22 protein-coding genes are annotated in these 24,091 nt (G+C 38.2%); 14 read left to right on the top strand and 8 right to left on the bottom strand.

Annotated features, from left to right (window positions below):
- Nucleotides 1–27: 27 nt before the first annotated feature.
- Nucleotides 28–729 (bottom strand): 7-cyano-7-deazaguanine/7-aminomethyl-7-deazaguanine transporter, encoded by a 702-nt coding sequence (locus A9501_RS06435; protein ID WP_065265325.1) that lies wholly within the window; start codon nucleotides 727–729, stop codon nucleotides 28–30.
- Nucleotides 730–938: 209 nt separating this feature from the next.
- Between A9501_RS06435 and A9501_RS06430 the strand changes: the two genes are divergently transcribed.
- From A9501_RS06430 to purN, 3 genes are all read left to right on the top strand, one after another.
- Nucleotides 939–3,161 carry a FepA family TonB-dependent siderophore receptor gene (locus tag A9501_RS06430; protein WP_048953911.1) on the top strand — a complete coding sequence of 741 codons (2,223 nt, stop codon included), beginning with the start codon at nucleotides 939–941 and terminating at the stop codon, nucleotides 3,159–3,161.
- Between the two features lie 379 nt (nucleotides 3,162–3,540).
- Entirely contained in the window at nucleotides 3,541–4,578 is a 1,038-nt protein-coding gene (purM, locus tag A9501_RS06425; RefSeq protein WP_048953910.1) for a phosphoribosylformylglycinamidine cyclo-ligase, read from the top strand.
- Between the two features lie 94 nt (nucleotides 4,579–4,672).
- Nucleotides 4,673–5,311 carry a phosphoribosylglycinamide formyltransferase gene (purN, locus tag A9501_RS06420; protein WP_065265324.1) on the top strand — a complete coding sequence of 213 codons (639 nt, stop codon included), beginning with the start codon at nucleotides 4,673–4,675 and terminating at the stop codon, nucleotides 5,309–5,311.
- Between the two features lie 32 nt (nucleotides 5,312–5,343).
- On the opposite strand, the gene cpdA is transcribed toward purN, so the two are convergent.
- Together cpdA and nudF are read right to left on the bottom strand one after the other, a co-directional pair.
- Nucleotides 5,344–6,168: a 3',5'-cyclic-AMP phosphodiesterase gene (gene cpdA / locus A9501_RS06415; RefSeq protein ID WP_048953908.1), complete on the bottom strand. Its 825-nt coding sequence runs from the start codon at nucleotides 6,166–6,168 to the stop codon at nucleotides 5,344–5,346.
- A 9-nt stretch (nucleotides 6,169–6,177) separates the two neighbouring features.
- Complete coding sequence (gene nudF / locus A9501_RS06410) at nucleotides 6,178–6,810, bottom strand: ADP-ribose diphosphatase (protein ID WP_048953907.1); 633 nt, start codon at nucleotides 6,808–6,810, stop codon at nucleotides 6,178–6,180.
- A 376-nt stretch (nucleotides 6,811–7,186) separates the two neighbouring features.
- On the opposite strand from nudF, the gene acpP reads away from it, so the two are divergent.
- From acpP to hflC, 5 genes are all read left to right on the top strand, one after another.
- Nucleotides 7,187–7,417 (top strand): acyl carrier protein, encoded by a 231-nt coding sequence (acpP, locus tag A9501_RS06405; RefSeq protein ID WP_005627318.1) that lies wholly within the window; start codon nucleotides 7,187–7,189, stop codon nucleotides 7,415–7,417.
- A 204-nt stretch (nucleotides 7,418–7,621) separates the two neighbouring features.
- Complete coding sequence (locus A9501_RS06400; RefSeq protein ID WP_048953953.1) at nucleotides 7,622–8,953, top strand: anaerobic C4-dicarboxylate transporter; 1,332 nt, start codon at nucleotides 7,622–7,624, stop codon at nucleotides 8,951–8,953.
- 60 nt (nucleotides 8,954–9,013) lie between these two features.
- Nucleotides 9,014–9,721 (top strand): 4'-phosphopantetheinyl transferase family protein, encoded by a 708-nt coding sequence (locus A9501_RS06395; protein WP_048953906.1) that lies wholly within the window; start codon nucleotides 9,014–9,016, stop codon nucleotides 9,719–9,721.
- A gap of 121 nt (nucleotides 9,722–9,842) precedes the next feature.
- Nucleotides 9,843–11,078, top strand: a complete 1,236-nt coding sequence (gene hflK, locus A9501_RS06390) for an FtsH protease activity modulator HflK (RefSeq protein WP_048953905.1) — start codon at nucleotides 9,843–9,845, stop codon at nucleotides 11,076–11,078.
- A complete protein-coding gene (gene hflC / locus A9501_RS06385) occupies nucleotides 11,078–11,965 on the top strand; it encodes a protease modulator HflC (protein WP_046942512.1) in 888 nt (295 codons plus the stop codon). The genes hflK and hflC overlap by 1 nt, the downstream gene beginning before the upstream one ends.
- A gap of 43 nt (nucleotides 11,966–12,008) precedes the next feature.
- Here the strand turns inward: hflC and A9501_RS06380 are convergent, their stop codons facing one another.
- The 5 genes from A9501_RS06380 to A9501_RS06360 all read right to left on the bottom strand — a co-directional run bounded on the left by A9501_RS06380 (nucleotide 12,009) and on the right by A9501_RS06360 (nucleotide 18,224).
- Complete coding sequence (locus A9501_RS06380) at nucleotides 12,009–12,443, bottom strand: methyltransferase family protein (RefSeq protein WP_048953904.1); 435 nt, start codon at nucleotides 12,441–12,443, stop codon at nucleotides 12,009–12,011.
- A 63-nt stretch (nucleotides 12,444–12,506) separates the two neighbouring features.
- Entirely contained in the window at nucleotides 12,507–13,976 is a 1,470-nt protein-coding gene (gene nagE / locus A9501_RS06375; RefSeq protein ID WP_048953903.1) for an N-acetylglucosamine-specific PTS transporter subunit IIBC, read from the bottom strand.
- Nucleotides 13,977–14,063: 87 nt separating this feature from the next.
- Complete coding sequence (locus A9501_RS06370; RefSeq protein ID WP_048953902.1) at nucleotides 14,064–15,191, bottom strand: N-acetylneuraminate epimerase; 1,128 nt, start codon at nucleotides 15,189–15,191, stop codon at nucleotides 14,064–14,066.
- Between the two features lie 123 nt (nucleotides 15,192–15,314).
- A complete protein-coding gene (locus A9501_RS06365) occupies nucleotides 15,315–17,165 on the bottom strand; it encodes a TRAP transporter large permease subunit (RefSeq protein WP_048953901.1) in 1,851 nt (616 codons plus the stop codon).
- Nucleotides 17,166–17,237: 72 nt separating this feature from the next.
- Complete coding sequence (locus A9501_RS06360; RefSeq protein ID WP_080351572.1) at nucleotides 17,238–18,224, bottom strand: sialic acid TRAP transporter substrate-binding protein SiaP; 987 nt, start codon at nucleotides 18,222–18,224, stop codon at nucleotides 17,238–17,240.
- Between the two features lie 276 nt (nucleotides 18,225–18,500).
- Between A9501_RS06360 and A9501_RS06355 the strand changes: the two genes are divergently transcribed.
- From A9501_RS06355 to nagA, 6 genes are all read left to right on the top strand, one after another.
- Nucleotides 18,501–19,187 (top strand): putative N-acetylmannosamine-6-phosphate 2-epimerase, encoded by a 687-nt coding sequence (locus tag A9501_RS06355; RefSeq protein ID WP_048953899.1) that lies wholly within the window; start codon nucleotides 18,501–18,503, stop codon nucleotides 19,185–19,187.
- A 44-nt stretch (nucleotides 19,188–19,231) separates the two neighbouring features.
- On the top strand, nucleotides 19,232–20,134 hold the full coding sequence (locus A9501_RS06350) for an N-acetylmannosamine kinase (RefSeq protein ID WP_048953898.1): 903 nt from the start codon (nucleotides 19,232–19,234) through the stop codon (nucleotides 20,132–20,134).
- Entirely contained in the window at nucleotides 20,127–20,993 is an 867-nt protein-coding gene (locus A9501_RS06345; RefSeq protein ID WP_048953897.1) for a MurR/RpiR family transcriptional regulator, read from the top strand. Before A9501_RS06350 ends, A9501_RS06345 begins: the two co-directional genes overlap by 8 nt.
- 10 nt (nucleotides 20,994–21,003) lie before the next feature.
- Nucleotides 21,004–21,882, top strand: a complete 879-nt coding sequence (gene nanA / locus A9501_RS06340; RefSeq protein ID WP_005631506.1) for an N-acetylneuraminate lyase — start codon at nucleotides 21,004–21,006, stop codon at nucleotides 21,880–21,882.
- Between the two features lie 177 nt (nucleotides 21,883–22,059).
- Nucleotides 22,060–22,863 (top strand): glucosamine-6-phosphate deaminase, encoded by an 804-nt coding sequence (gene nagB, locus A9501_RS06335; protein ID WP_048953896.1) that lies wholly within the window; start codon nucleotides 22,060–22,062, stop codon nucleotides 22,861–22,863.
- A gap of 57 nt (nucleotides 22,864–22,920) precedes the next feature.
- Nucleotides 22,921–24,066 carry an N-acetylglucosamine-6-phosphate deacetylase gene (gene nagA, locus A9501_RS06330; protein ID WP_048953895.1) on the top strand — a complete coding sequence of 382 codons (1,146 nt, stop codon included), beginning with the start codon at nucleotides 22,921–22,923 and terminating at the stop codon, nucleotides 24,064–24,066.
- Nucleotides 24,067–24,091 lie beyond the last annotated feature (25 nt).

The raw sequence follows: 24,091 nt of genomic DNA, 5'->3' as shown, positions 1-24,091 counted from the left end.
ATAAAAGATCATGTGCATATTGCTACATTAAAGGTGCGCAGCGGTAAGTTTTTGCAGTTTTCGCAAGATCATATTTAGCACAATGCCATAAGCTGGCACAAATAGCATAATACCGACAAATAGCTTAAATAAATAATCGACAAAACCAAGTTGAGCCCAGTGTTCAGCCATAAATGGATCGGCACTTTCATAGAATGCAACGCTGAAGAAGACGAACGTATCAGCCATGGAGCCAAATGTCATTGAGCTAGTTGGTGCTATCCACCATGTTTTTAATTGGCGTAAACGGTTGAATACGATGACATCTAATAATTGTCCAACGACATAAGCGGCAAAGCTGGCAATTGCGATGCGAAATACAAATATATTAAATTGGGCTAATGCGTTAAAGCCTTGGAATTGGCTTTCGGAAAATAAAACAGAGACAACATAACTGACAATTAATGCCGGAAACATAACAACGAAAATAATTTTCCGCGCATCTTTTGCACCAAATACGCGCACTGTGAGATCTGTTGCTAAAAATATAAAAGGAAAAGTGAGGGTTCCCCAGGTGCTATGAAAAGAAAAATCATTGGCTGCACCAAGTGCGGTTAATTTTAACGTTATTTCGAAAGGAACCTGCACAAAATAATTGCTAGCTGCAATGATCAGAATATGAAAAAAACTCAGCCAAATAACGGCTCGATATTTTTGTTGTGCATTAAAGATTGGTGTATTTAATTTCATTTTATACCTTTTTAACCTAAGAATCGGGGTGAGGGAACCCGAGATGTTCAAATGAGGCGGTAGATAATACGCAGATTTATTGGGATTGCAAGATAGTATCAGCGAAATAGCATGACAAAAATTTTCATTTTTTCTATGAAATTTATTACTTGACAGAAAATACAAAAAAAAACGATAATTTTTATCAATTATCTGCTTAAGGAAATAATATGAAAAAAACTAAATTTGCATTACTGCCTTTATCTGTTTTTATTGCAACTGTTAGCTATGCAAATCAGACCGAATCTTTAGATGAAATTAAAATTACTGCTGAGAATCAGGTAAAACAATCACTTGGTTCTTCTCTTGTTACTGCAAAAGATTTAGAGAAACGCCCTGCGACAAATGATGTTTCTGAAGTATTACGTACCATGCCTGGTGTGAATTTAACGGGTAATTCTTCCACCGGACAACGTGGTAATAAACGTCAAATTGATATTCGTGGTATGGGACCTGAAAATACATTGATTTTAGTGGACGGGAAACCTGTTACCTCTCGTAATGCAGAGCGTTATGGTGTACGTGGTGAACGTAATTCTCGTGGCGACAGCAACTGGGTGCCGGTTGAAGCGATTGAAAAAATTGAAGTATTACGTGGTCCTTCAGCAGCACGCTATGGCTCAGGTGCAATGGGTGGGGTAGTTAATATCATCACTAAACCTGTTACCAATGATTTACACGGTAGCTTAAGTTATTACACCAACCAACCAGAAGACAGCGATGAAGGCGCAACGAACCGTGTCGGTTTTAATCTAAGCGGAGCGTTAATTAAAGACGTATTGCAATTCCGTTTATATGGTAACTGGAATAAAACTCAAGCGGATGAAGTCGGTATTAATGGCAATCCTGCGATTGCTGGTCGTGAAGGTGTACGTAATAAAGACATTAATGGCCGTTTAGTGTGGAATATCAATGAGAAAAATAAATTAACCTTGGATTCTGGCTTTAGTCGCCAAGGTAATATTTATAACGGTGATACACAAAATAGTGCGACTGATCTTTACAATAGTATTAAAGCACCTTATACCAGACAACTTGCTAGCTCAAAGGCGGAAACTGCTCGTTTATACCGACAAAATTATGCGTTAACTTATGAAGGTAAGTTTGATCATTTTGATAACAAAACTTACATTGCATTTGATAAGACTAAAAATAGCCGATTACCTGAAGGATTAGCCGGTGGTCCAGAAGGAAGTTATACCAGCACTACAGGTTTTACTGACTCAATTTTAAAAAATACGCGTTTTAGTTCAGAATTCTATATTCCACTTACACTTGGTGTAGAACACATGGTTACCTTGGGATTTGAAGGTACACATAGCACCTTAGATGATAAGCAGTCAATGACACAAAATCTTGGAGAACAAGTGATTTTTGTGACGGATGCTAATGGGAAAAGAAACAGAATAGTAAAAAAAGACCCAACAGAATCATTCCCAGGTATTACAAAAAATCGCGGTGGTTATTCTAGCCAGACCGAATGGGCTATTTTCCTAGAAGATAATGTTTCGGTGACTGATAAGCTTATTTTAACACCTTCAGCTCGTTATGATCATAATAGTTATTCGGGATCGAATGTGAGTGGTGGGCTTAATTTCCTGTATGCTGTCACAGATAATGTGAATGTAAAAGGTGGAATTGCTAGAGCTTATAAAGCACCAAATCTTTATCAAACTAATCCAAACTACTTACTTTATACACGTGGTCAAGGTTGCCCAACCGCAGGTGATTATGCATGTTATTTCCAAGGTAATGAAGATTTGAAACCAGAAACTAGCTGGAATAAAGAGATTGGAGTGGAATACAATAAAGACGGTTATCTTGCATCTATTACATATTTCCGTAACGATTACCGTAACAAAATTGTGCCATCAGATAAGCTTATTGGTGTGACATCCAATAAAAATGAAGTATACCAATGGAGTAATGCGAATCGAGCACTTGTTGAAGGTCTAGAGGGAAATTTAACCTTACCATTAATCGAGAATAAATTATCTTGGGTTAATAACTTCACTTATATGCACAAAACCAAAAATAAAGATACGGGCAATCCGCTTTCTATTGTGCCGAAATATACGTTAAATTCTAGCTTGAGCTATCAGATTACAGCCGGTTTTGACGCAATGCTGACTTATACACAATATGGCAAACAAACTGGTCGTAAAGTAAAAGAGATTAGAATGGAAAATGCGGCAGCATTAGCTAACTCAACTGAAATCGGTAGTTATGCCGTTTGGGGGGTAAGTGCAGGCTATAACTGGAAAGATACGATTAGTGTGCGTATTGGTGTGAGCAACTTATTTGATAAACGTATTTATCGTAAAAATAATGGAGCAAGCACTTACAATGAGCAAGGTCGCGCTTATTATGCAACAGTAAAATATACTTTCTAAGTAAGAAAAAATGATTCAAGCCCTGTTTATGCAGGGCTTTTTTATGTGTAGCCAACTTAGATCACAAAAACGCAAAGAGATTTTGATTTAATACGCAAAATAAATAACAAATATTATCGAAGCCACAGCCAACGTGCTGGTGTGTCAACATTGCCTGAACCTGGTCGTGATATTCGCTTTAATGTAAATTATACATTCTAGATTAATTTTTCATTATTCAATACTCATAGCTATCTGCACCTCAAGAGCCTTAACTTAGGAAACTTTTGAGGTGCAGATTTTTTATTATTGAAGCATAAAAATTTTATCGCAAACGTTTGCTTAACCTGTTAAAATCAGTTTAGATTTTATTTCTCCAATATTTCAATAGGAAAAAATAGTGAGTAAACCATCATTAAGCTATAAAGATGCCGGTGTAGATATTAATGCTGGCAATACCTTGGTTGACCGAATTAAACCGGAAGTAAAACGCACAACGCGGCCAGAAGTTATTGGTGGATTAGGTGGGTTCGGTGCCCTATGTTCAATTCCAAGTAAATATAAAGAACCTATTTTAGTTTCTGGCACAGATGGAGTTGGTACGAAGTTGCGTTTAGCAATTGATTTAAAAAAACACGATACGATTGGTGTAGATTTAGTTGCTATGTGTGTGAATGATTTAGTTGTGCAAGGTGCCGAACCGCTGTTTTTCTTAGATTATTATGCCACGGGTAAACTTGAAGTAAATATAGCTACAGATGTAGTGAAAGGTATTGCAGATGGTTGTGTAGAGGCTGGTTGTGCTTTAGTGGGTGGTGAAACAGCTGAAATGCCTGGTATGTATCACGAAGGTGATTATGATTTGGCTGGCTTCTGCGTAGGTGTAGTGGAAAGATCTGAAATAATTGATGGTAGTCAAGTACGTCATGGAGATGCTTTAATTGCATTAGGCTCTAGTGGACCACATTCCAATGGGTATTCTTTGGTACGTAAAGTTATTGAGGTTGCAGATGTTAATCCAGCGACAGCGCTGCTTGAAGGAAAGCCATTGATTGAACATTTACTTGCTCCAACCAAAATCTATGTGAAATCAGTATTAGCTTTAGTTAAACAAGTCAATGTTCATGCTATTGCGCATTTAACTGGTGGAGGCTTTTGGGAAAATATTCCTCGTGTTTTGCCCAAAAATGCTAAAGCGGTCATCAGCGAAAAAAGTTGGCAATGGCCTGCAATCTTTAAATGGTTACAAGAAAATGGCAATATTGATACCTATGAAATGTACCGCACTTTTAATTGTGGTGTTGGAATGGTAATAGCTTTACCTCAAGATCAAATTGATACAGCATTGGCGATATTAAAACAAGCTGGTGAGGATGCGTGGTTAATTGGACACATAGAAGATGCTAAAGAAAATGATGAAAAGGTTGTGATCTTATAGCATATTATTATTCGGGTTTAGGGGCAGATTTTATATCTGCCCTTATGTTTTAGATATTAAAACTGAAACTTTATACTATTTTATCGATAATATTATGAAAAAAATCGCTGTTCTAATTTCTGGTCAAGGTAATAATTTACAAGCGATAATTGATGCTTGCCAAACACAGCAAATACCCGCGGAAATTGTTTGTGTTATAAGCAATAAAGCAAATATTTTTGGTTTAATTCGGGCTAAAAGTGCGGGTATTTTTTCACGTGTTTTTTTACGCAATAATTTTGAGAGCAATTTGGCAATGGATCAATCTATTGCTGATGAGTTGGATAAATTTGATGTTGATTTAATTGTGCTGGCTGGTTATATGAAAATCCTGACACCTGAGTTTATACAACGTTTTGAGGGAAAGATTATTAATATTCATCCTTCACTTTTACCTAAATATCCGGGCTTGAATACTTATCAAAAAGCTTTAGACGCAGGCGATAGAGAGCACGGTACGACAGTACATTTTGTCAATGAGGAAGTTGATAATGGTGCAATTATATTACAAGCCAAGGTGCCTATTTTTGATAATGATACGGTGGAAGTTATTGAAGCTCGTACTCGTGAACAGGAATATCGTATTTATCCGATCGTGGTGAAATGGTTTATGGAAAATCGTTTAAAGCTTCAAAATGGCGTGGCTTATTTGGATGATATTCCTTTACCAGAGCAAGGCTATGCAAATAATTAAAAACGACAGAGTTTATTCTGTCGTTTTATGTATTAGTAGCCTTCTTCTTGCATATTAGGTAAAAATTGAGCTTCTTGGATCCGCTTTACTTGAGTGTAAATTGAACCATTTTCATGTAGCTCAATTTCACGCCAACCAGGTTGTAGATTATCCAGTGTAAAATGATGGCTATCCGGTTTAAACTGGATACTTGTGGCAGGTGTTGCCATTACTTGGTAGCCATTCCAAAGAGCATTAACTTCTTGATGAATATGCCCATACAAAATACCTTTTACATTGCTAAATTTCCCAAGTACTTCTGCCAGTTCATGTGAATTGCGCAAGTTATGTTGATCAAGCCAAGCAGAATTTGTTGGTAATAAGTGGTGATGTAGAACTACCAACGTATAGCGATTAGGATGTTGTGCAAGTTTTTCTTCTAATAAATTTAATTGGTGTTGGCTGAGCTGACCATGAGGAACACCATAAACTTGACTATCCAATAATAATGCTTGCCAATATTTACCCAATAAAAGATGCTTTGCACTTTCTATTGGTGTTTTGTTTAGGTGTTCTACCATTTTAGGTTGAAAATCATGGTTACCTGGTATCCAAAAAATAGGTTTATTTAGAGGCGTCACCATTTCTACAAAACGGCGGTATCCCTCATCACTCCCATCTTGAACCAGATCACCAGTAGCAAGGATAATATCAAAAGTATTATTTTCTTGTTGGATTTCTTTTAATACTTGAGTAAAGCTTGCTTGTGTATTTACACCCAAAAGGGCAGTTTCTTTTTCTTTGAATAAATGCGGATCAGTAATTTGTAATAATTTTATGATAGATTTCTCTGTTTGATAGACAAAGGTATTTTTCATCGATGCCACCTAATTACGTAACCAACGTTTTTGTAATTGAGCATAATTTAATTGAAGCCACTGCAATCCAATGACCGCAATGCCGTTATCAATTTTCCCCTCGCACATCCATTGATACGCTTGCTCGCGCTTTACAACATGTACGCGAATGTCTTCATTCTCATCAGCCAAGCCGTGAATGCCTTTTGCTTGTGAGCTATCTACCTTTCCAACAAATAAATGAAGCCTTTCTACCGTGCCACCTGGGCTATCCCAAACACTTAAGCAATGAGTCAAATTTTTTACGGTTATTCCTGCTTCTTCTTTGCTTTCACGTAAAGCGACTTCCTCTGGTTTTTCATCTTTCTCCACCATGCCCGCAATTAATTCGAGCAACCAAGGTGAACGCATGCGTTCAGGGTGATAAGCTGCACCAATACGTACTTGTTCAACTAAAACGACAGAATCAGCTTTAGGATCATAGGCAATAACTGCAGAAGCAGCACCTTTAATGAGTAACTCTCGCGTGACAATCTCGCTTTCACCACCAGCAAATAGCTTATGTTTAAATTGAATTTGTTTTAGCGTGAAAAAGCCTTTATATAGCGTTTTTTCCGCCACAATTTCCATATCTTCTTGACTAAATTGTTGAATGTCAGACATCTTTTTCTCCAATACTTCTCTGGAGATAATACGCTTAAAAGATGATAAAAAAAATAGAACGGGCTTACTTTTTACTGAAAGTTTGAAGTGAGTCACAAAATATTATTAGGTATTGAGCAGAAAATATTCATTGATAATCACCTTTCCTGTTTTTAGTCGTTATCTAGAACAGCCAGTAAAATTCAGACTATAGAATGTGGTAAAGTGTGATAGATAGTGATAGAATCAGACGTGCTATGCAGCTTTTTTCTCGGTGTATGTTTTTTTATTGTCTATTTCGTGGTGCGACCAGCCTATAAAATAGTTGCAAGTTGATAAAAAATACATACACTAACCGCTCTTTTATGAGTTAAAACCAACAAAATAGGAAAAACAAATGAGTATTGAAGAACGCGTGAAAAAAATCATCGTTGAACAATTAGGTGTTAAAGAAGAAGATGTTAAATCTGAAGCTTCTTTCGTTGAAGATTTAGGTGCGGACTCTTTAGACACAGTTGAATTAGTAATGGCTTTAGAAGAAGAATTCGATATCGAAATTCCAGATGAAGAAGCTGAAAAAATCACAACTGTTCAATCTGCGATTGACTACGTGCAAAACAATCAATAATTTCAAGTTGGGCGACTTTTTAAGTCGCCTAATTTTTTTCAAAAATTTCTTTCTCAAATCACCGCACTTTTCTCTTATTCCTGCATTGTAAAATTGATCTGAATTACCTTTTAATAAAATTCTTGCTCTAAAATTTAAAAAAGATTTAGTTTTATGCCTCAAAAAGGGTATTATTTTTACAGTTTTTTTATTTTTGAGGTACTTATGCTTTATTTAGAATTTTTATTCCTATTATTAATGCTTTATATGGGAAGCCGTTACGGTGGTATCGGATTAGGTGTTGTGTCTGGTATCGGTCTTGCTATCGAAGTTTTCGTATTCCGTATGCCAGTAGGGAAAGCACCGATTGATGTAATGCTCATCATTCTTGCAGTAGTGACTTGTGCATCCGTACTTGAAGCTGCAGGCGGTTTGAAATTTATGTTACAAATTGCTGAACGCATTCTCCGTAAAAATCCAAAACGTGTAACGTTACTAGGCCCATTGGTCGTGTATTTATTAACATTTATGCTTGGTACTGGTCACTCAGTTTACACAATCATGCCAATCATCGGCGATGTTGCATTGAAAAATAAAATCCGTCCAGAGCGCCCAATGGCAGCGTCTTCGGTGGCATCTCAATTAGCAATCACATCTAGCCCACTCTCTGCAGCTGTTGTCTTCTATTTAGGTAAAATTACTGCAATGCCTGGTTTTGAGCATATTAGTTTGTTAGATATTATTTGTGTGACTGTTCCTGCGACTTTAGCGGGTACGATAGCGCTTTCTTTATATAGTATGCGTCGTGGTAAAGAGTTAGAACAAGATCCTGAATATCAACGTCGTTTACAAGATCCCGTATGGAGCGAACGTATTTTAAATACCACAAGCACAACATTGAATGAAGCCCTTCCACAAGGTGCTAAAAAATCAGTTTATTTGTTCTTATTAGCATTAGTTGTGATTGTTGCGATTGCGATGATTCCTGAAATTCGTACTATCGGTAGCGGAAAAGCAATTTCCATGTCGCTAATCATCCAAATGATGATGCTTTGCTTTGGTGGTGTGATTTTACTTGCAACGAAAACAAATCCTCAAATCGTGCCAAATGGCGTGGTATTTAAGTCTGGTATGGTGGCTGCTATTGCGATTTATGGTATTGCTTGGATGAGCGATACTTACTTCCAATATGCAATGCCAGAGTTTAAAGCCGCGATTACTGATATGGTTCAAGCTTATCCTTGGACATTTGCATTGGCATTATTTGCAGTTTCTGTCGTAATTAACAGCCAAGCAGCAACAGCTGTAATGTTATTACCAGTTGGTATTGGTTTAGGTATTCCAGCACCAATCTTGGTTGGTTTGATGCCAGCAACTTATGCCTATTTCTTCATCCCAAATTATCCATCAGACATTGCAACAGTAAACTTTGACGTAACGGGTACAACAAAAATTGGTAAATATTATTTTAACCACAGTTTCATGGTGCCAGGTTTAATTGGGGTTGTTGTTGCTTGCTTAGTCGGTGTTTCTGTGGCGGAATTAGTGATTCGCTAATTTACACATAAACTAAATCCTTTTAATATAAAAGCACCTTTGAATGGTGCTTTTATTTTTATGACAACCTACATCGCCTACGGCAATATAAATCAACCTTTTTCTTTGGAATCCTTACCCTATGCACTGATTCCAGAAAATCTATATCAAACTGAAACGGATAGCTCGCGTGTTTTTCAGCGTCATCAGTGTCGTCAGCTTGCTCACTTATTACTTTTCCAACTTCTAAAAATAGCAGGAAAATCTACCTCACTTTTATCTCAAATTCAACGTACCGAAAGTGGCAGACCTTATTTTATTGATGAGCGAATAGATTTTAATATTAGCCATTCTGGTGATTGGGTAGCAGTAATATTAGATATTAGAAATGAAGAAAAAAGTGCGGTGGGAATTGATATTGAATTTCCTAAAATAAGAAATTTTACGGCGTTGATGGAACATATTGCACCAAAAGAAGAAATTGATTGGTTTCATCATCAGCAGGATTCTTTGAAGGCTTTTTATCGCTGTTGGTGTTTGCGAGAGGCTGTATTGAAATCTCAAGGATTTGGGATCGTAAAATTATCCAATGTTCGTCATTTCCCTGAACAACAAAAAATTTTTTCAGATTATTGTCCGCAGGGGCAGTTGTGGTTTACTGATGAACTCCCTATTTATTTAGCCGCTTTTGTCAATCATCAAGAAAAATTACCGCACTTTTATGAGTGGAGTGGTGAAAGTTTACAGATAAAAGAACTTCAAAAATGCGTTCTTTATGAGGTGAATTAATCAAGAAAATCCTTGTGTAAAATCAAGGATTTTTTATTGCCTAAAAAGCCTTGCATTTTCATAGACGCGCCCCATTTATTTAGCTAAACTCTTAACAATTTTTTGACAAATGGAGAATGAAATGTCACAGAACGGTTCAGATCGCGATCCTTGGAGTAAACCAGGGCAAAGCAACGACCAACAGCCGGGAAATTCATCCAATAATAATGGATGGAATAACAATCAAAATCGTGGGAATCAAGAACAATCTCCGCCAGATATTGAGGAGATTTTTAATAACCTTCTCAGAAAATTAGGTGGTGGAAATAAAAAGAGCGGTCAAAATAATGGTAGTTCTCAAAACAGTACGCCATTTAATTTTGGAAAAGTGGTGCCGCTTGCTGTTGCCATCGGTGCGATTATTTGGGGCGTAAGTGGTTTCTACACCATTAAAGAGGCTGAGCGTGGTGTGGTGCTTCGTTTTGGTGAATTACATTCTATTGTTCAACCAGGTTTGAACTGGAAACCAACATTTGTAGATAAAGTATTGCCGGTGAATGTCGAGCAAGTTAAAGAACTTCGTACGCAAGGTTCAATGCTGACTAAAGATGAAAATATGGTTCGTGTGGAAATGACTGTGCAATATCGTGTGCAAGATCCTGCTAAATATCGTTTTAGTGTGACGAATGCGGATGACAGTCTAGGTCAAGCGACTGATAGTGCATTGCGTTATGTGATCGGTCATATGTCAATGAATGATATTTTAACAACAGGTCGTGCGGTTGTTCGTGAAGATACGTGGAAAGCATTAAATGACATTATCAAATCCTATGATATGGGACTTGAGGTGATTGATGTGAACTTCCAATCTGCGCGCCCACCTGAAGAAGTAAAAGATGCCTTTGATGATGCGATTAAAGCACAAGAAGATGAACAACGTTTCATTCGTGAAGCGGAAGCCTATGCCCGAGAGAAAGAGCCGATTGCGCGTGGTGATGCACAACGTATTATTGAAGAAGCGACAGCTTATAAAGATCGTATTGTGTTAGATGCACGAGGTGAAGTGGAACGTTTGCAGCGTTTGTTGCCTGAATTTAAAGCTGCACCAGATTTACTGCGTGAGCGTTTATATATTCAAACCATGGAAAAAGTCATGGCAAATACGCCAAAAGTGATGCTTGATGGCAATAATGGTAACAATTTAACTGTGTTACCGTTAGAACAAATTATGGGTAAAAAACTATCAGCTAAAGCGCCAGCCGTAACAGAAAGAGCGGTAGAATCTGCGCCTGTTTTATCACAGCCAGAGCGTATTAATCATTCTTCAAGCCAACTACCAAGCACTGTTGAGCCGATTCGCCAAGGGAGATTTAACTAATGCGTAAATTTTTATTACCAGCTATTTTTGTCATTGCGGCAGTGGTGTATTCCAGTGTCGTGGTCGTGACGGAAGGTACTCGCGGTATTATGTTGCGATTCAACAAAGTACAACGTGATGCAGATAACAAAGTGGTTGTCTATGAACCAGGTTTGCATTTTAAAGTGCCTTTGATTGATAGCATTAAAGTTTTAGATGCACGTATTCGTACTTTAGATGGATCAGCAACACGTTTTGTTACTGTTGAGAAAAAAGATTTGCTAGTGGATTCTTATGTGAAATGGAAAATTAGTGATTTTGGTCGATTCTACACATCTACTGGTGGTGGCGATTATACTCAAGCTTCAAGCTTGTTAAGCCGTAAAGTAAACGATCGTTTGCGTTCTGAAATTGGTACAAGAACCATTAAAGATATCGTTTCTGGTACGCGCGGTGAATTAATGGAAGGGGCAAAAAAAGCTTTAAATTCAGGGCAAGACAGTACGGCAGAATTGGGTATTGAAGTAATTGATGTGCGTGTAAAACAAATTAATTTACCAGACGAAGTGTCTTCTTCAATTTACCAACGTATGCGTGCAGAACGTGATGCAGTCGCGCGTGAACACCGTTCTCAAGGTAAAGAAAAAGCTGCATTTATCCAAGCTGATGTAGATCGTAAAGTGACGTTGATTCTTGCTAATGCAAATAAAACTGCACAAGAATTACGAGGCTCAGGCGATGCCGCGGCGGCAAAATTATATTCAGATGCTTTTGCACAAGAGCCACAATTCTTCAGTTTTGTGCGTAGCTTAAAAGCCTATGAAGCAAGTTTTGCAAATTCTGACAATATGATGATTTTAAAACCGGATAGTGATTTCTTCCGCTTTATGCAGGCACCGAAGAAATAGATTTTAAATTGATAAAAACACCTTCCTTGTGAAGGTGTTTTTTTTATAGCCAGCGTCTTACTTTTTGTTTGTAAAGACGATATTCATCGCCAAATTTACTTTCCAAATAGGCTTCTTCTCGGGCTATTTGAAAGCGATTCATAACTAGTATAAAGGCAAGCACGCCTAACCAAGCTAAACTATTACCCAACCAAAGAGACCACGCAATTAACATTAACAGCAAACTTAAATACATTGGATTACGGCTAAATTGAAATATGCCTGTAGAAACTAATTGTGTTGTGTGTTTAAAGTCATGAGGATTGATGGTTGTTTTGCGGATAAAAAATTGAAGCACACTGCCTCCAGCAATCAAAAATGAAAGAGTAATGACAAAGGCAATAACTGCAAAATGGACAGAATAACTCGCTACTTTTGGCAAAAAATACATTGCTGTGCCAATTAATAAACAGAGTAGAGGTGGTGGAATAAATAACATCGCTAAATCTCATTAATAAAAATGCCGCCTAGTGATAGACGGCATGTAAAGTGCGGTCAAAATTTATTTTAATTTTGCTTTAATCGCTTCTGCCATAAGTTCAGCTTCAGGCCCTAAAATGACTTGTAATCCATCATTACCTAATTTTACATTACCTTTTGAACCAAGCGCTTTAAGTTGATCTTCATTAATATTGTGATGGTCAACTAAAGTTAAGCGTAAACGAGTGATGCAAGCATCCACAGTTTTGAAGTTTTCTGAACCACCTAAAGCAGCGATAAATTTCACCGCTCTTTCTTCGCGAGATTGGTTGCTTTGTGTTGGGGCTGTAACTGTTTCTACTTCTGCTTTATCTTCACGTCCCAGCGTTTTGAGATTAAAGGCATTAATTGCAAAACGAAACACAAAATAATAGATAGCAAAGAATACAATACCTTGTACAAGTAACATATACCAGCTAACGGCAAGTGGGTTGCGGCTAGAAAGTACCATATCCACTAAACCAGCACTAAAGCCGAATCCCGCAATCCAGTGCATGGTGGCTGAAATGAATACAGAGATACCCGTTAATAATGCATGCAATACATAAAGTACAGGCGCAACAAACATGAATGAGAATTCAAGCGGTTCGGTGATCCCTGTAAAGAAAGAGGCTAATGCACCCGCAAGCATAATTGAGGCCACTTGTACTTTTTGATTTGGTTTTGCGCAGTGATAAATTGCAAGAGCAGCACCTGGTAAACCAAACATCATCACTGGGAAGAAACCAGCTTGATACATACCAGTAACACCTACAGTGGCAGTGCCTTCGGCAATGGATTTAGCCCCGCCCAAGAAGTTTGGAATATCGTTGATACCCGCTACGTCAAACCAGAATACAGAGTTTAAGGCATGATGTAAGCCAACAGGAATTAATAAACGGTTGAAGAAACCGTAGATGCCCGCACCTACCGCACCTAAATCTTTGATGGATTCACCAAATGAAACGAGCGCGTTGAAAATATGAGGCCAAATATAGAGTAAGGCAAATGATACGGCGATCATCACGAAAGAAACCAAAATGGGGACGAGGCGTTTTCCGCTAAAGAACGAAAGTGCTTTTGGTAATTCAACTTGATAGAAACGGTTGTAAAGTTCAGCTGAAATCACACCAATTAAAATCCCGATAAATTGGTTATTGATTTTTTTGAATGCGGCAGGTACTTCACTAATATCAATGTGTTGTAATTGTGCTACACCAGCAGGGGAAAGTAGGGTGGTTACTACGTAGAAACCAACAAGACCTGAAAGTGCGGCGGAACCGTGTTTGTCTTTTGCAAGCCCAAACGCGACGCCCACAGCGAAGAGTAAGCCCATGTTGTCAATAATTGCTGCACCAGATTTAATTAATAATGCCGCTAATTGACTGTTTGCACCCCAACCATCTGGGTCGATCCAATAGCCAATACCCATTAATAATGCTGCAGCAGGTAAGGCTGCCACAGGCACCATTAAGGCTTGACCGATTTTTTGTGCGTAACTAAGTACACTCATATAATCTCCTTAATTTTTATATTTTGATGAAATCAAAAGGCTTGAGCCCATTCTTGCCTCAAGCCTTACACATTATTCTATGCCAAATTATTCAACGGTCAATTTTTTACCATCGTAGCTAATGGCTTTGACGCTGGTTAATGCTTTACCACCGTCTGTTTCACCACCGATGAGCAATACTTTATTGTTGTAAGACACAGAGAAACCATAGCCAATATTCATTGGTAATTCGCCAACGATACTCCATTTACCATTATTTAAAGTATAAACTTCGTTATGCCATGTTTTGGTTAAACCTTTATGCGCATGGAGTTTGCCTTCCTTGAATTGTTTAATTGAACCAGGGAAGTTTGCGCCACCAGTCACTAAATAATGGCCATGGCTATAGCCTGCGAGTGCACCGGCTAAACCATCTTGTGATTTACCTTTTGGTGCAGGTAAGTCAGGTAAGTTTTTCCATTGCACACCTTTAGCAGTAAATTTGCCTTGATGAGTTTCTGCGGTACGAAGACCTGGTTTAACTTCACCATTAACCACCACTAAGTCATTACCTTGGATGGTGAATGCCGCACCAGCACGACCAGAGAATGGAATACGACCTTCATTGCGCCATTTATTGGTTGATGGTTCATAGCTCAATAATTCTGTTGTGAAGAAATAATCTTCTGGGCGTTGATCGAAATAAGCGGATGCGATTTCATCTTTTTTCGCTTTATCTTCACCTGCTGCCACGGTGTCTTGGAAGAAACCATTAAATATAGAGAGGTTAGAACCACCTAAAATATAAACTTTATCACCGTGAGATGCGCTGCTTGAACCGACTAAACCACGCGGAGAGCGAGTAGGAAGTTTCACCCAAGTATTATCAGCTGGATTGTAGCTGTAAGCATCATTAACAAGTTGAAGTTCGCCCTTTTCATTTTTTTGCAAACCACCGAATACATAAAGTTTTCCATCTACGGCTGCTGCAACAGGTTGATTACGTTCACCACCAGGGAATGCAGCAATTTCTTTCCATTGTGCAGCAGGATCTTTTAAATCTAAAGAATAGAATTTATTGCCACCAGAACCTAAGCCTACATATACGGTATCGCCAATGAGTGCGCCAGTTCCGCTTTTGATACCTACTGGTAAATCTGGATAGGCTTGTGCGTTAGCTGAAAATGCAACAGTTGCAAAAAGTGCGGCGCATAATGCTGTTTTTGTCAATGTCATAATAAACCTCATTTATTAAGTTATGTTTATGGTTTGCTATTCATAAAACCGCATTGAATAGGATTTATTTTATAAAAAAAGTGCGGTTATAAAAGCCTTGCTTTTTTTAACCGCACTTTAGTGTTAAGACATCAATAGATTTGGTACAAAAGTAATGATTTGTGGGAAAATCGTAATTAATACTAATGTTAAGAATATCGGTATTAAGAACGGCAGCACCCCTTTAGTCACAGTGGATACTGACATATTACCCACACGCGCCACCACAAAGAGAGCCATACCCATTGGCGGTGTTAAGATACCGATCATCATATTCAAGGTAGTCATTACACCGAAGAATACTAAGTCGATATTAAATTGCATTGCGATTGGAATTAACATCGGTAACACTAAGAATTGCAATGCTAATGCATCAATGAACATACCCAAGAAGAGCAAGAGGGCATTGATCATGACTAATACCATAAGTGGAGAATCAGCTACGGCAACGAATATATCTGCTATACGCATTGCAACTTGTTCACGTGCGATCATATCTCCGAAGAAGGTCACGGTCATAATCATTAATGCAACCACACCAGTAATTGCCATAGCTTCAATGCAGCTATTAAAGAGCATTTTCATTGTTAATTCTTTATAAACGAATTTACCAATGATGACGGAGTAAGTTGCAGCAACAACGGCAGATTCTGTTGGGCTAAATAAGCCAGAGAAGATACCACCGATGATGAGTAATGGGGTTAAAATTGCCCAGAACGCTCTTTTGAATGATGTGCAAAGTTCTTCACGAGTTGCTTTTGGTGTTCTTGGATAACCACGTTTTTTAGATACGTAGTAGTTCATGATCATCAAGGCAATCGTTACAAGTACGCCTGGTACAAAACCTGCAACGAAGAGTTTCGCAATAGATTCGTTGGCAATTACACCGTAAATAATCATGGCGATACTTGGTGGAACTAATGGACCGATGATACAAGATGCTGCAGTGATACCACCACAAATATCATCATCATAGCCTGCATCGCGCATAGCCTTGATTTCTAACTGACCTAAGCCACCCGCATCAGCAAGTGCAGAACCTGACATACCTGAGAACAATAAACTTGCGCCAATATTTACATGCCCCATACCACCAGTGTAGTGACCGAGTAAGGCTTTTGCGAAGTTAAAGATACGTTCTGTGATACCGCCAGTATTCATTAAAATACCCGTTAGAATATAGAACGGCACAGCAAGTAATGAGAAACTATCTAAACTCATGGTCAGTTTTTCAGCCGCTGCGTTTACTACGTTCCATCTGGTCATTGAGAAATAAAGTAATGTGGTAATAAATAATGACCAACCTACTGGCACACCGAGGAACATAATAACCAGCCAGAATATTAGGGCAACGTATACAGAGTTAGAACCAAATTTCACATATTCTGTGATGCGCAATACTTTGTACCACTCTGGGAACGTAAATAAAATGCCTAATAAAATGACCGCACTTATAATGAAGAACGTCGCCGGTAAATAGCTTTTATCTTCTTTAAAATTGTCTGCTTGAGCTTGGAAGAAGCGCACTAACATTAGGATAGAAATGATCGGCAGAGAAGCATAAATCCATTTCTCTGAAATTCCGCCTAATGCGTCAATAGGGAAATCTGCACCAAGGAACGTTTTAATACCAAAATGGATAAAGAAAATAATGCCAAGGAAAATCATTAACTGTACAAAAGAGTTTGTTACTTTTTTGACAGAAGCAGGCATTAAATTGGTTAAGAAGTCGATGTAAACGTGTTCTTGTTTGCGGATAGCCACACTAATACCGAGCATACCTACATATACAAACAATAATTTAGCGAGTTCCTCACTCCAAATTAATGGTGATTGGAAAGCTTGGCGGAATAGGATTTGAGCAACAAGAATACCGAAGATGGCAAGGAATAGCGCACCGCCAATCCATTCTTCAAGTTTGTTAAAAAATTTCATACTTCACTCCGAGAGATTGTGGAGAACGAAAATGAGTACGCCAACCAAATTGTTGGCGCATATAATAGGGGATTATTTAATCGCTTGGATTTCTTTTAATGCTTTTTCACCTTTCTCACCAGTTTGTTTCACAAACTCAGCATAGAATGGTTTCATCGCATCTTTGAATGGCGCTAAATCTGGATGGGTTACTTTTACACCTTGTTTTTCAAAGAATTTCACCAAATCTTTTTCGCCATCTACGAATAATTTAGTGTGGTATTTTGCTGCATTTTCAGCGGCGTCTTTGACTACTTTTTGAAGATCTTCCGGTAATTCTTTATAAGTTTCGTTACTCACTAAATAAAGTTGGTCATTCAAGATGTGGTTAGTCATCGCTAAGAATTTTTGCACTTCATAGAATTTTTGTGCTTGTACGGTCGCTAATGGGTTTTCTTGACCATCGACAGAGTTAGTTTGAAGTGCAAGATATACCTCAGAGAATGCCATAGGTGTTGGCGATGCACCTACATATTTTGCGTATGCTAAGTTAGTTGCGGCATTGGGTACACGAAGTTTTAAACCTTTCATATCAGCAATGCTATTGATTGCTCTATTTGAAGTTGTTTGGCGAGTCCCATTATAGGCCTGAGAAAGTAGCGTGATGCCAAGCTCTTTATTCATTTTTTGAACTAAATCTTTACCAAATGCGGTTTCTTGTAATGCTTTTTGTGCAACGTTGTAGTCGGTGATGACATATGGTAACGCGAACACTGCTGCTTCAGGATAGAATAATTGGAAACGAGCTGATTCAGCAAAAGTGAAGTCAAGAGAACCGTCTTTTAATTGTTTTAACATTGCACGGTCGTCACCAAGTTGTGAACTCGGATAAAGTGAAACTTCAATTTTACCATGTGATTTTTCTTTTACTTCTTTCGCAAACATTTCAGCTGCTTTGTACTCATTAGATGAAGTACCTGCATTCATACCAAATTTTAAGTCATAATCTGCGGCAAAAACGGCTGAAGAAACGCCTAATGTGATAGCAGTTGCAAGGAAAAGTTTAGTAAATTTCATAATGTTCGCTCCTGTGTGAACCTATGTTGATATAAGCCATAATTGGCTTGGATTGAAAGTGAATGCTCGATGTTTTAGACATCAAAAAAACGACTCGGGCGCTATTCTAAAGTAAAAAAATACTTTTTGAACTGCTCTTTGAAGTTTTATTTCAAAATTGAGAGGTAGATCACATTGGCAAAAAAATACTTCAAAAAAAATTTTAAAATGGAGTTATGTTTTTATATAATGCTGAGCACTGACGAAAATGCAGGCTCAGTTATATTTAGGAGTGATATTATGTCGAAATTATCTCATCAAGATGTGCTTTCTCAAATTCAATACGGTCTCATTGCTTCTTGCCAACCCGTTGATGATGGTCCAATGGATAAACCTGAAATTGTTTCTGCCATGGCTCAAGCTTCCGTTGCTGGTGGCGCATCAGGTTTACGTATTGAAGGTGTAGATAACCTTAAAGCGACACGTCCTTTCGTAAACATTCCAATTATCGGTATTGTAAAACGTGACTTACCTGATAGTCCGATTCGTATTACGCCATTTCTGCAAGATATTGAAGATCTTGCCAATGCAGGGGCAGATATTATTGCGGTAGATGGCACTAGCCGTCCTCGTCCAGTTGATATTGAAAGTGCGGTGAAAAAAATCCATGAAATGGGCTGCTTGGCTATGGCAGATTGCTCTAATTTAGAAGAAGGCTTGCATTGTCAAAAACTCGGTTTTGATATTGTGGGCAGCACAATGTCTGGTTATACAGGTGGTCCAGTTCCTGAAAAGCCTGATTATCAATTAGTGAAAGATTTAAAAGCGGCAGGTTGTTTTGTGATGGCAGAAGGTCGCTATAACACCCCTGAATTGGCAAAAGTGGCCATTGAAATTGGCGCAGATTGCGTCACCGTTGGTTCAGCATTAACTCGCCTTGAGCATATCGTGAGTTGGTTCGCTAATTCTGTGAAATCTGCAAGATAGTCGTAAGACGTGTGAGAAAATACTTCATACTATAAGGATAAGTTATGCGTTGTTTAGCTCTAGACATTGGCGGTACAAAAATCGCAGCGGCTATCGTAAAAAATGGCGAAGTTGAACAACGCCAACAAATTCATACACCGCGTGAAAATGTGGTAGAAGGAATGCATCAAGCATTAGAACAACTTCTTACTCATTATGCAGGGCTATTTGATTATGTGGCGGTGGCTTCAACCGGTATTATAAATGATGGTGTTTTAACCGCACTTAATCCTAAAAATTTAGGTGGTTTGAATCAATTTCCACTAAAAGAAAGTATTGCTAAACACACGGATAAACCAATTGGCTTATTAAATGATGCGCAAGCAGCAACCTATGCGGAATACCAACTTCAAGATTCAGAAAAAGTATCAAACTTTGTTTTTATTACAGTTTCTACTGGCGTGGGTGGCGGTGTCATATTAAACCAACAATTACAAACTGGTCCTAAGGGAATCGCGGGACATATCGGGCATACATTAGCGGATCCAAATGGCCCAATGTGTGGTTGTGGCCGTCGAGGTTGTGTAGAAGCAGTTGCTGCAGGGCGTGCAATTGAAGCGGTGTCTTCCCAATGGGATGATCCTTGTGAGCCAAGAGAAGTTTTTGAACGTTTTAGAAAAAATGATGAAAAAGCTACCGCACTTATAGAACGTTCAGCCCAAGCCATTGCCAATTTAGTGGCGGATTTAGTGATTGGATTGGATGTACAAAAAGTTGTTGTAGGTGGTAGTGTCGGGTTGGCTGAAGGTTATTTACCATTAGTCAAACGTTTCTTACAGGATATGCCTGCTGTATATAGCTGTGATATTGAATCTGCTAAATTTGGTCAAGATGCAGGATTAGTCGGCGCAGCTTATTGGGTGAAAGATGTTCTGCTTGATAAACCAAAAGGAACAATTTATGGCTAAATCCGGAAATGTGTTAAATACCATTAGTTCGCTTTACCACAGTCTAACCAAGTCAGAGAAAAAAATTGCTGATACGATTTTACGTTCGCCCGATTTGGTGTCTCAATGTCCCCTTTCAGAAATCGCTAAACATTTGGAAGTTGGAGAAGCTACGCTCGTCCGTTTTTGTCGAACCATTGGTTTTAAAGGTTTCAGCGATTTTAAATTAGAACTTTCCATTGAGCTTGCTACTAAAGATAACAATGATGAAACAGTGCTCGAAACAGAAATTATGCCGAGCGATGATTCTTTAACGATTGCACAAAAGTTGCAAACGGCAGTTTCTAATGTAATGGAAGAAACGGTTAATTTATTAGATTTGAAACAGCTTGAGCAAGTTGTTAAAGCCATTAAAAAAGCACGTCGTATCTTTTTATTTGGCGTGGGATCATCTGGTGTGACCGCTGAAGATGCAAAAAATAAGTTGATGCGTATCGGTTTCCAAGTGGATGCAACAGGCAATAATCATTTTATGTATATGCAGGCGGCATTACTTACCTCTTCTGATGTGGCAATTGGTTTAAGTCATTCAGGATATTCCGCTGAAACAGCACATACACTCAAAATTGCTAAACAAAATGGTGCAACGACAGTGGCATTAACTCATAGTTTGCGTTCACCTGTTACAGAATATGCTGATTATGTTTTGGTAAATGGTAATAAACAAGGGAAGCTACAAGGTGACTCCATTGGTACCAAAATTGCACAGCTTTTTGTATTAGATTTAATTTATGCTTTGTTAGTGCAGGGCGAAGAAGAACTTGCAGCTCAAACCAAGCAAAAAACCCTCAATGTGATTCTTGAACAACGTATAAAATAGGAGAAAACTTATGCGTGATTTAAAAGGTATTTTCAGTGCATTATTAGTGTCATTTAATGAAGATGGCACAATTAATGAAAAAGGTTTACGTCAAATTATCCGCCACAATATCGACAAGATGAAAGTTGATGGTTTATATGTGGGTGGTTCAACAGGCGAAAACTTTATGCTTTCAACTGAAGAGAAAAAAGAAATCTTCCGTATTGCAAAAGATGAAGCAAAAGATCAAATCGCGCTAATTGCTCAAGTGGGTAGCGTAAACTTGAAAGAAGCAGTTGAATTAGGTAAATATGCAACAGAATTAGGCTACGATAGCTTATCTGCGGTTACTCCGTTCTACTATAAATTTAGTTTCCCTGAAATCAAACATTATTACGACACCATTATTGCAGAAACGGGCAATAATATGATCGTGTATTCTATTCCGTTCTTAACTGGCGTGAATATGGGAATTGAACAATTTGGTGAACTTTACAAAAACCCGAAAGTATTAGGGGTAAAATTCACAGCAGGTGATTTCTACTTATTAGAACGTTTGAAAAAAGCTTATCCAAACCACTTAATTTGGGCTGGTTTCGATGAAATGATGTTACCTGCAGCCGCACTTGGTGTGGATGGCGCAATTGGTTCAACTTTTAACGTAAACGGCGTTCGTGCTCGTCAAATTTTTGAACTAACCAAAGCGGGTAAATTAGCCGAAGCGTTAGAAATTCAACACGTAACCAACGATTTAATCGAAGGTATTTTAGCGAATGGTTTATATTTAACCATCAAAGAATTGCTTAAATTAGAAGGTGTGGATGCGGGTTATTGCCGTGAGCCAATGACAGCAAAAGCAACAGATGCTCAGCTTGCTAAAGCAAAAGAGTTGAAAGCGAAATTTTTATAATTAATGGAATATCGTGAGAACCTAGGGAGTGATTTCCCTAGGTTACTCGTAATTTGTCCCTCTTGGGGTAGCAATTCTCGTTTCCTGCTTCTCAGTTTTTCTATTTCGTAGTGGGGAACCATTATGTTTAACCGTTGGTTTGTTTATCCACGGTATTGAAAATGAAGGAAGTATAGTATGCGTCTTATCCCTCTACACAACGAACAACAGGTGAGTCGTTGGGCTGCACGCCATATTGTTGATCGTATCAATCATTTTAATCCTACAGCTGAACGTCCTTTCGTTCTCGGTTTACCAACTGGTGGCACGCCATTAAAAACTTACCAAGAATTAATCGCACTTTGTAAAGCGGGAGAGGTGAGCTTTAAGCATGTAGTAACATTCAATATGGACGAATATGTGGGTTTACCAGAGGAACATCCTGAAAGTTATCATAGTTTTATGTATAACAATTTCTTCAATCATATCGATATTCAGCCAGAAAATATCAATATTCTTAACGGCAATACGGATGATCATGATGCGGAATGCCACCGTTATGAAAAAAAAATTAAATCTTACGGAAAAATTAATTTATTTATGGGCGGAGTAGGAAATGATGGCCATATTGCCTTTAATGAACCGGCGTCATCATTAAGTTCCCGTACTCGTATTAAAACCTTAACTCAAGACACGCTGATCGCAAATTCACGCTTCTTTGATAATGATGTGAATAAAGTGCCTAAATATGCTTTGACTATTGGTGTAGGCACATTATTAGATGCAGAAGAAGTGATGATCCTTGCAACTGGCCATCATAAGGCGCTTGCCGTTCAAGCAGCAGTCGAAGGTGGTGTGAACCATATGTGGACAGTGAGTGCACTTCAATTACATCGCCATTTTGTGTTAGTTTGTGATGAACCTGCACAGCAAGAATTGAAAGTAAAAACAGTTAAATATTTTACTGAATTAGAACAACGCGCCATTCATAGCGTGTTATAAGATCCTGCCGCTCAAAAGAGCGGTCATTTTTCTGATTATTTTATTTAAGGACAAAAAATGAGATATGCATTAACAAATTGTGTGATTTACACAAAATATGATGTTTTACGTGATTTTGCGGTAATTATTAACGGTGAAATTATTGAAGCGGTAGTTCCACAAGCTGAATTAGAAACAGGCATCAAAACCATTGATTTACAAGGTAATAATTTAACGGCGGGTTTTATTGATCTTCAATTAAATGGCTGCGGTGGCGTGATGTTTAACGACCAAACTAGCGTTGAAACCTTGGAAATTATGCAGGAAACTAACTTGAAATCAGGTTGTACCAGTTTCCTTCCTACTTTTATCACGGCACCAGATGAAAACATAAAAAGTGCGGTGAAAATTATGCGTGAATATTTAAACAAGCATAAAAACCAAGCACTTGGTTTACATATTGAAGGGCCGTTTATCAGTGTTGAGAAAAAAGGTGTACACCGTCCCGAATATATTCGTGAAATTACGCCTGAAATGAAAGATTTCCTCTGTGAAAATGGTGATGTCATTACAAAAATTACCATTGCCGCAGAAAACCCAACTATTAACTATACGCCTGATTTTGTGAAAGCGGGCATTATTGTCTCTGTAGGCCATTCTAATGCGACTTATGAAGTCGCTAAATCCGCATTCCACAAAGGCGCAACTTTTGCGACTCACTTGCATAATGCAATGTCGCCAATTAGTTCTGGACGTGCTATGGGCGTAGTAGGTGCAGTACTAGATTCTGATGTTTACACCGGTATTATCGTGGATGGTGTGCATATCAATTACGGCAATGTTCGCATTGATAAAAAAATCAAAGGTGACAAACTTTGTATTGTGACTGACTCTCTTGCTGCAGCAGGGGCTCCACCAGAATTGGAAACCTTCACATTCGTAGGAAAAACCATTTATATCCGAGATGGCCGCTGTTTTGATGCAAACGGTACGATTGCTGGAGCATCAATTACTATGATCGAATCTATTAAGAATGCAGTCGAGTTTGTAGAAATTCCGCTTGCTGAAGCAATTCGAATGAGTAACCTTTATCCTGCACGAGCAATTGGTGTGGATGATCGTTTAGGTTCGGTAGAAAAAGGAAAAATCGCAAATTTAGCCGTGTTTACGTCAGATTATAAAGTGACAGCAACTGTGCTTAATGGTGAATGGAAACCTAATTGATTTAAGGTGCGGTAAATTTTTCTGA

The organism is Haemophilus sp. CCUG 66565, from assembly GCF_001679495.1.
Taxonomy (GTDB): domain Bacteria; phylum Pseudomonadota; class Gammaproteobacteria; order Enterobacterales; family Pasteurellaceae; genus Haemophilus; species Haemophilus haemolyticus_K.
The sequence above is the reverse complement of the archived record's forward strand: the minus strand, read 5'-3'. Positions and strand labels throughout refer to the sequence as shown.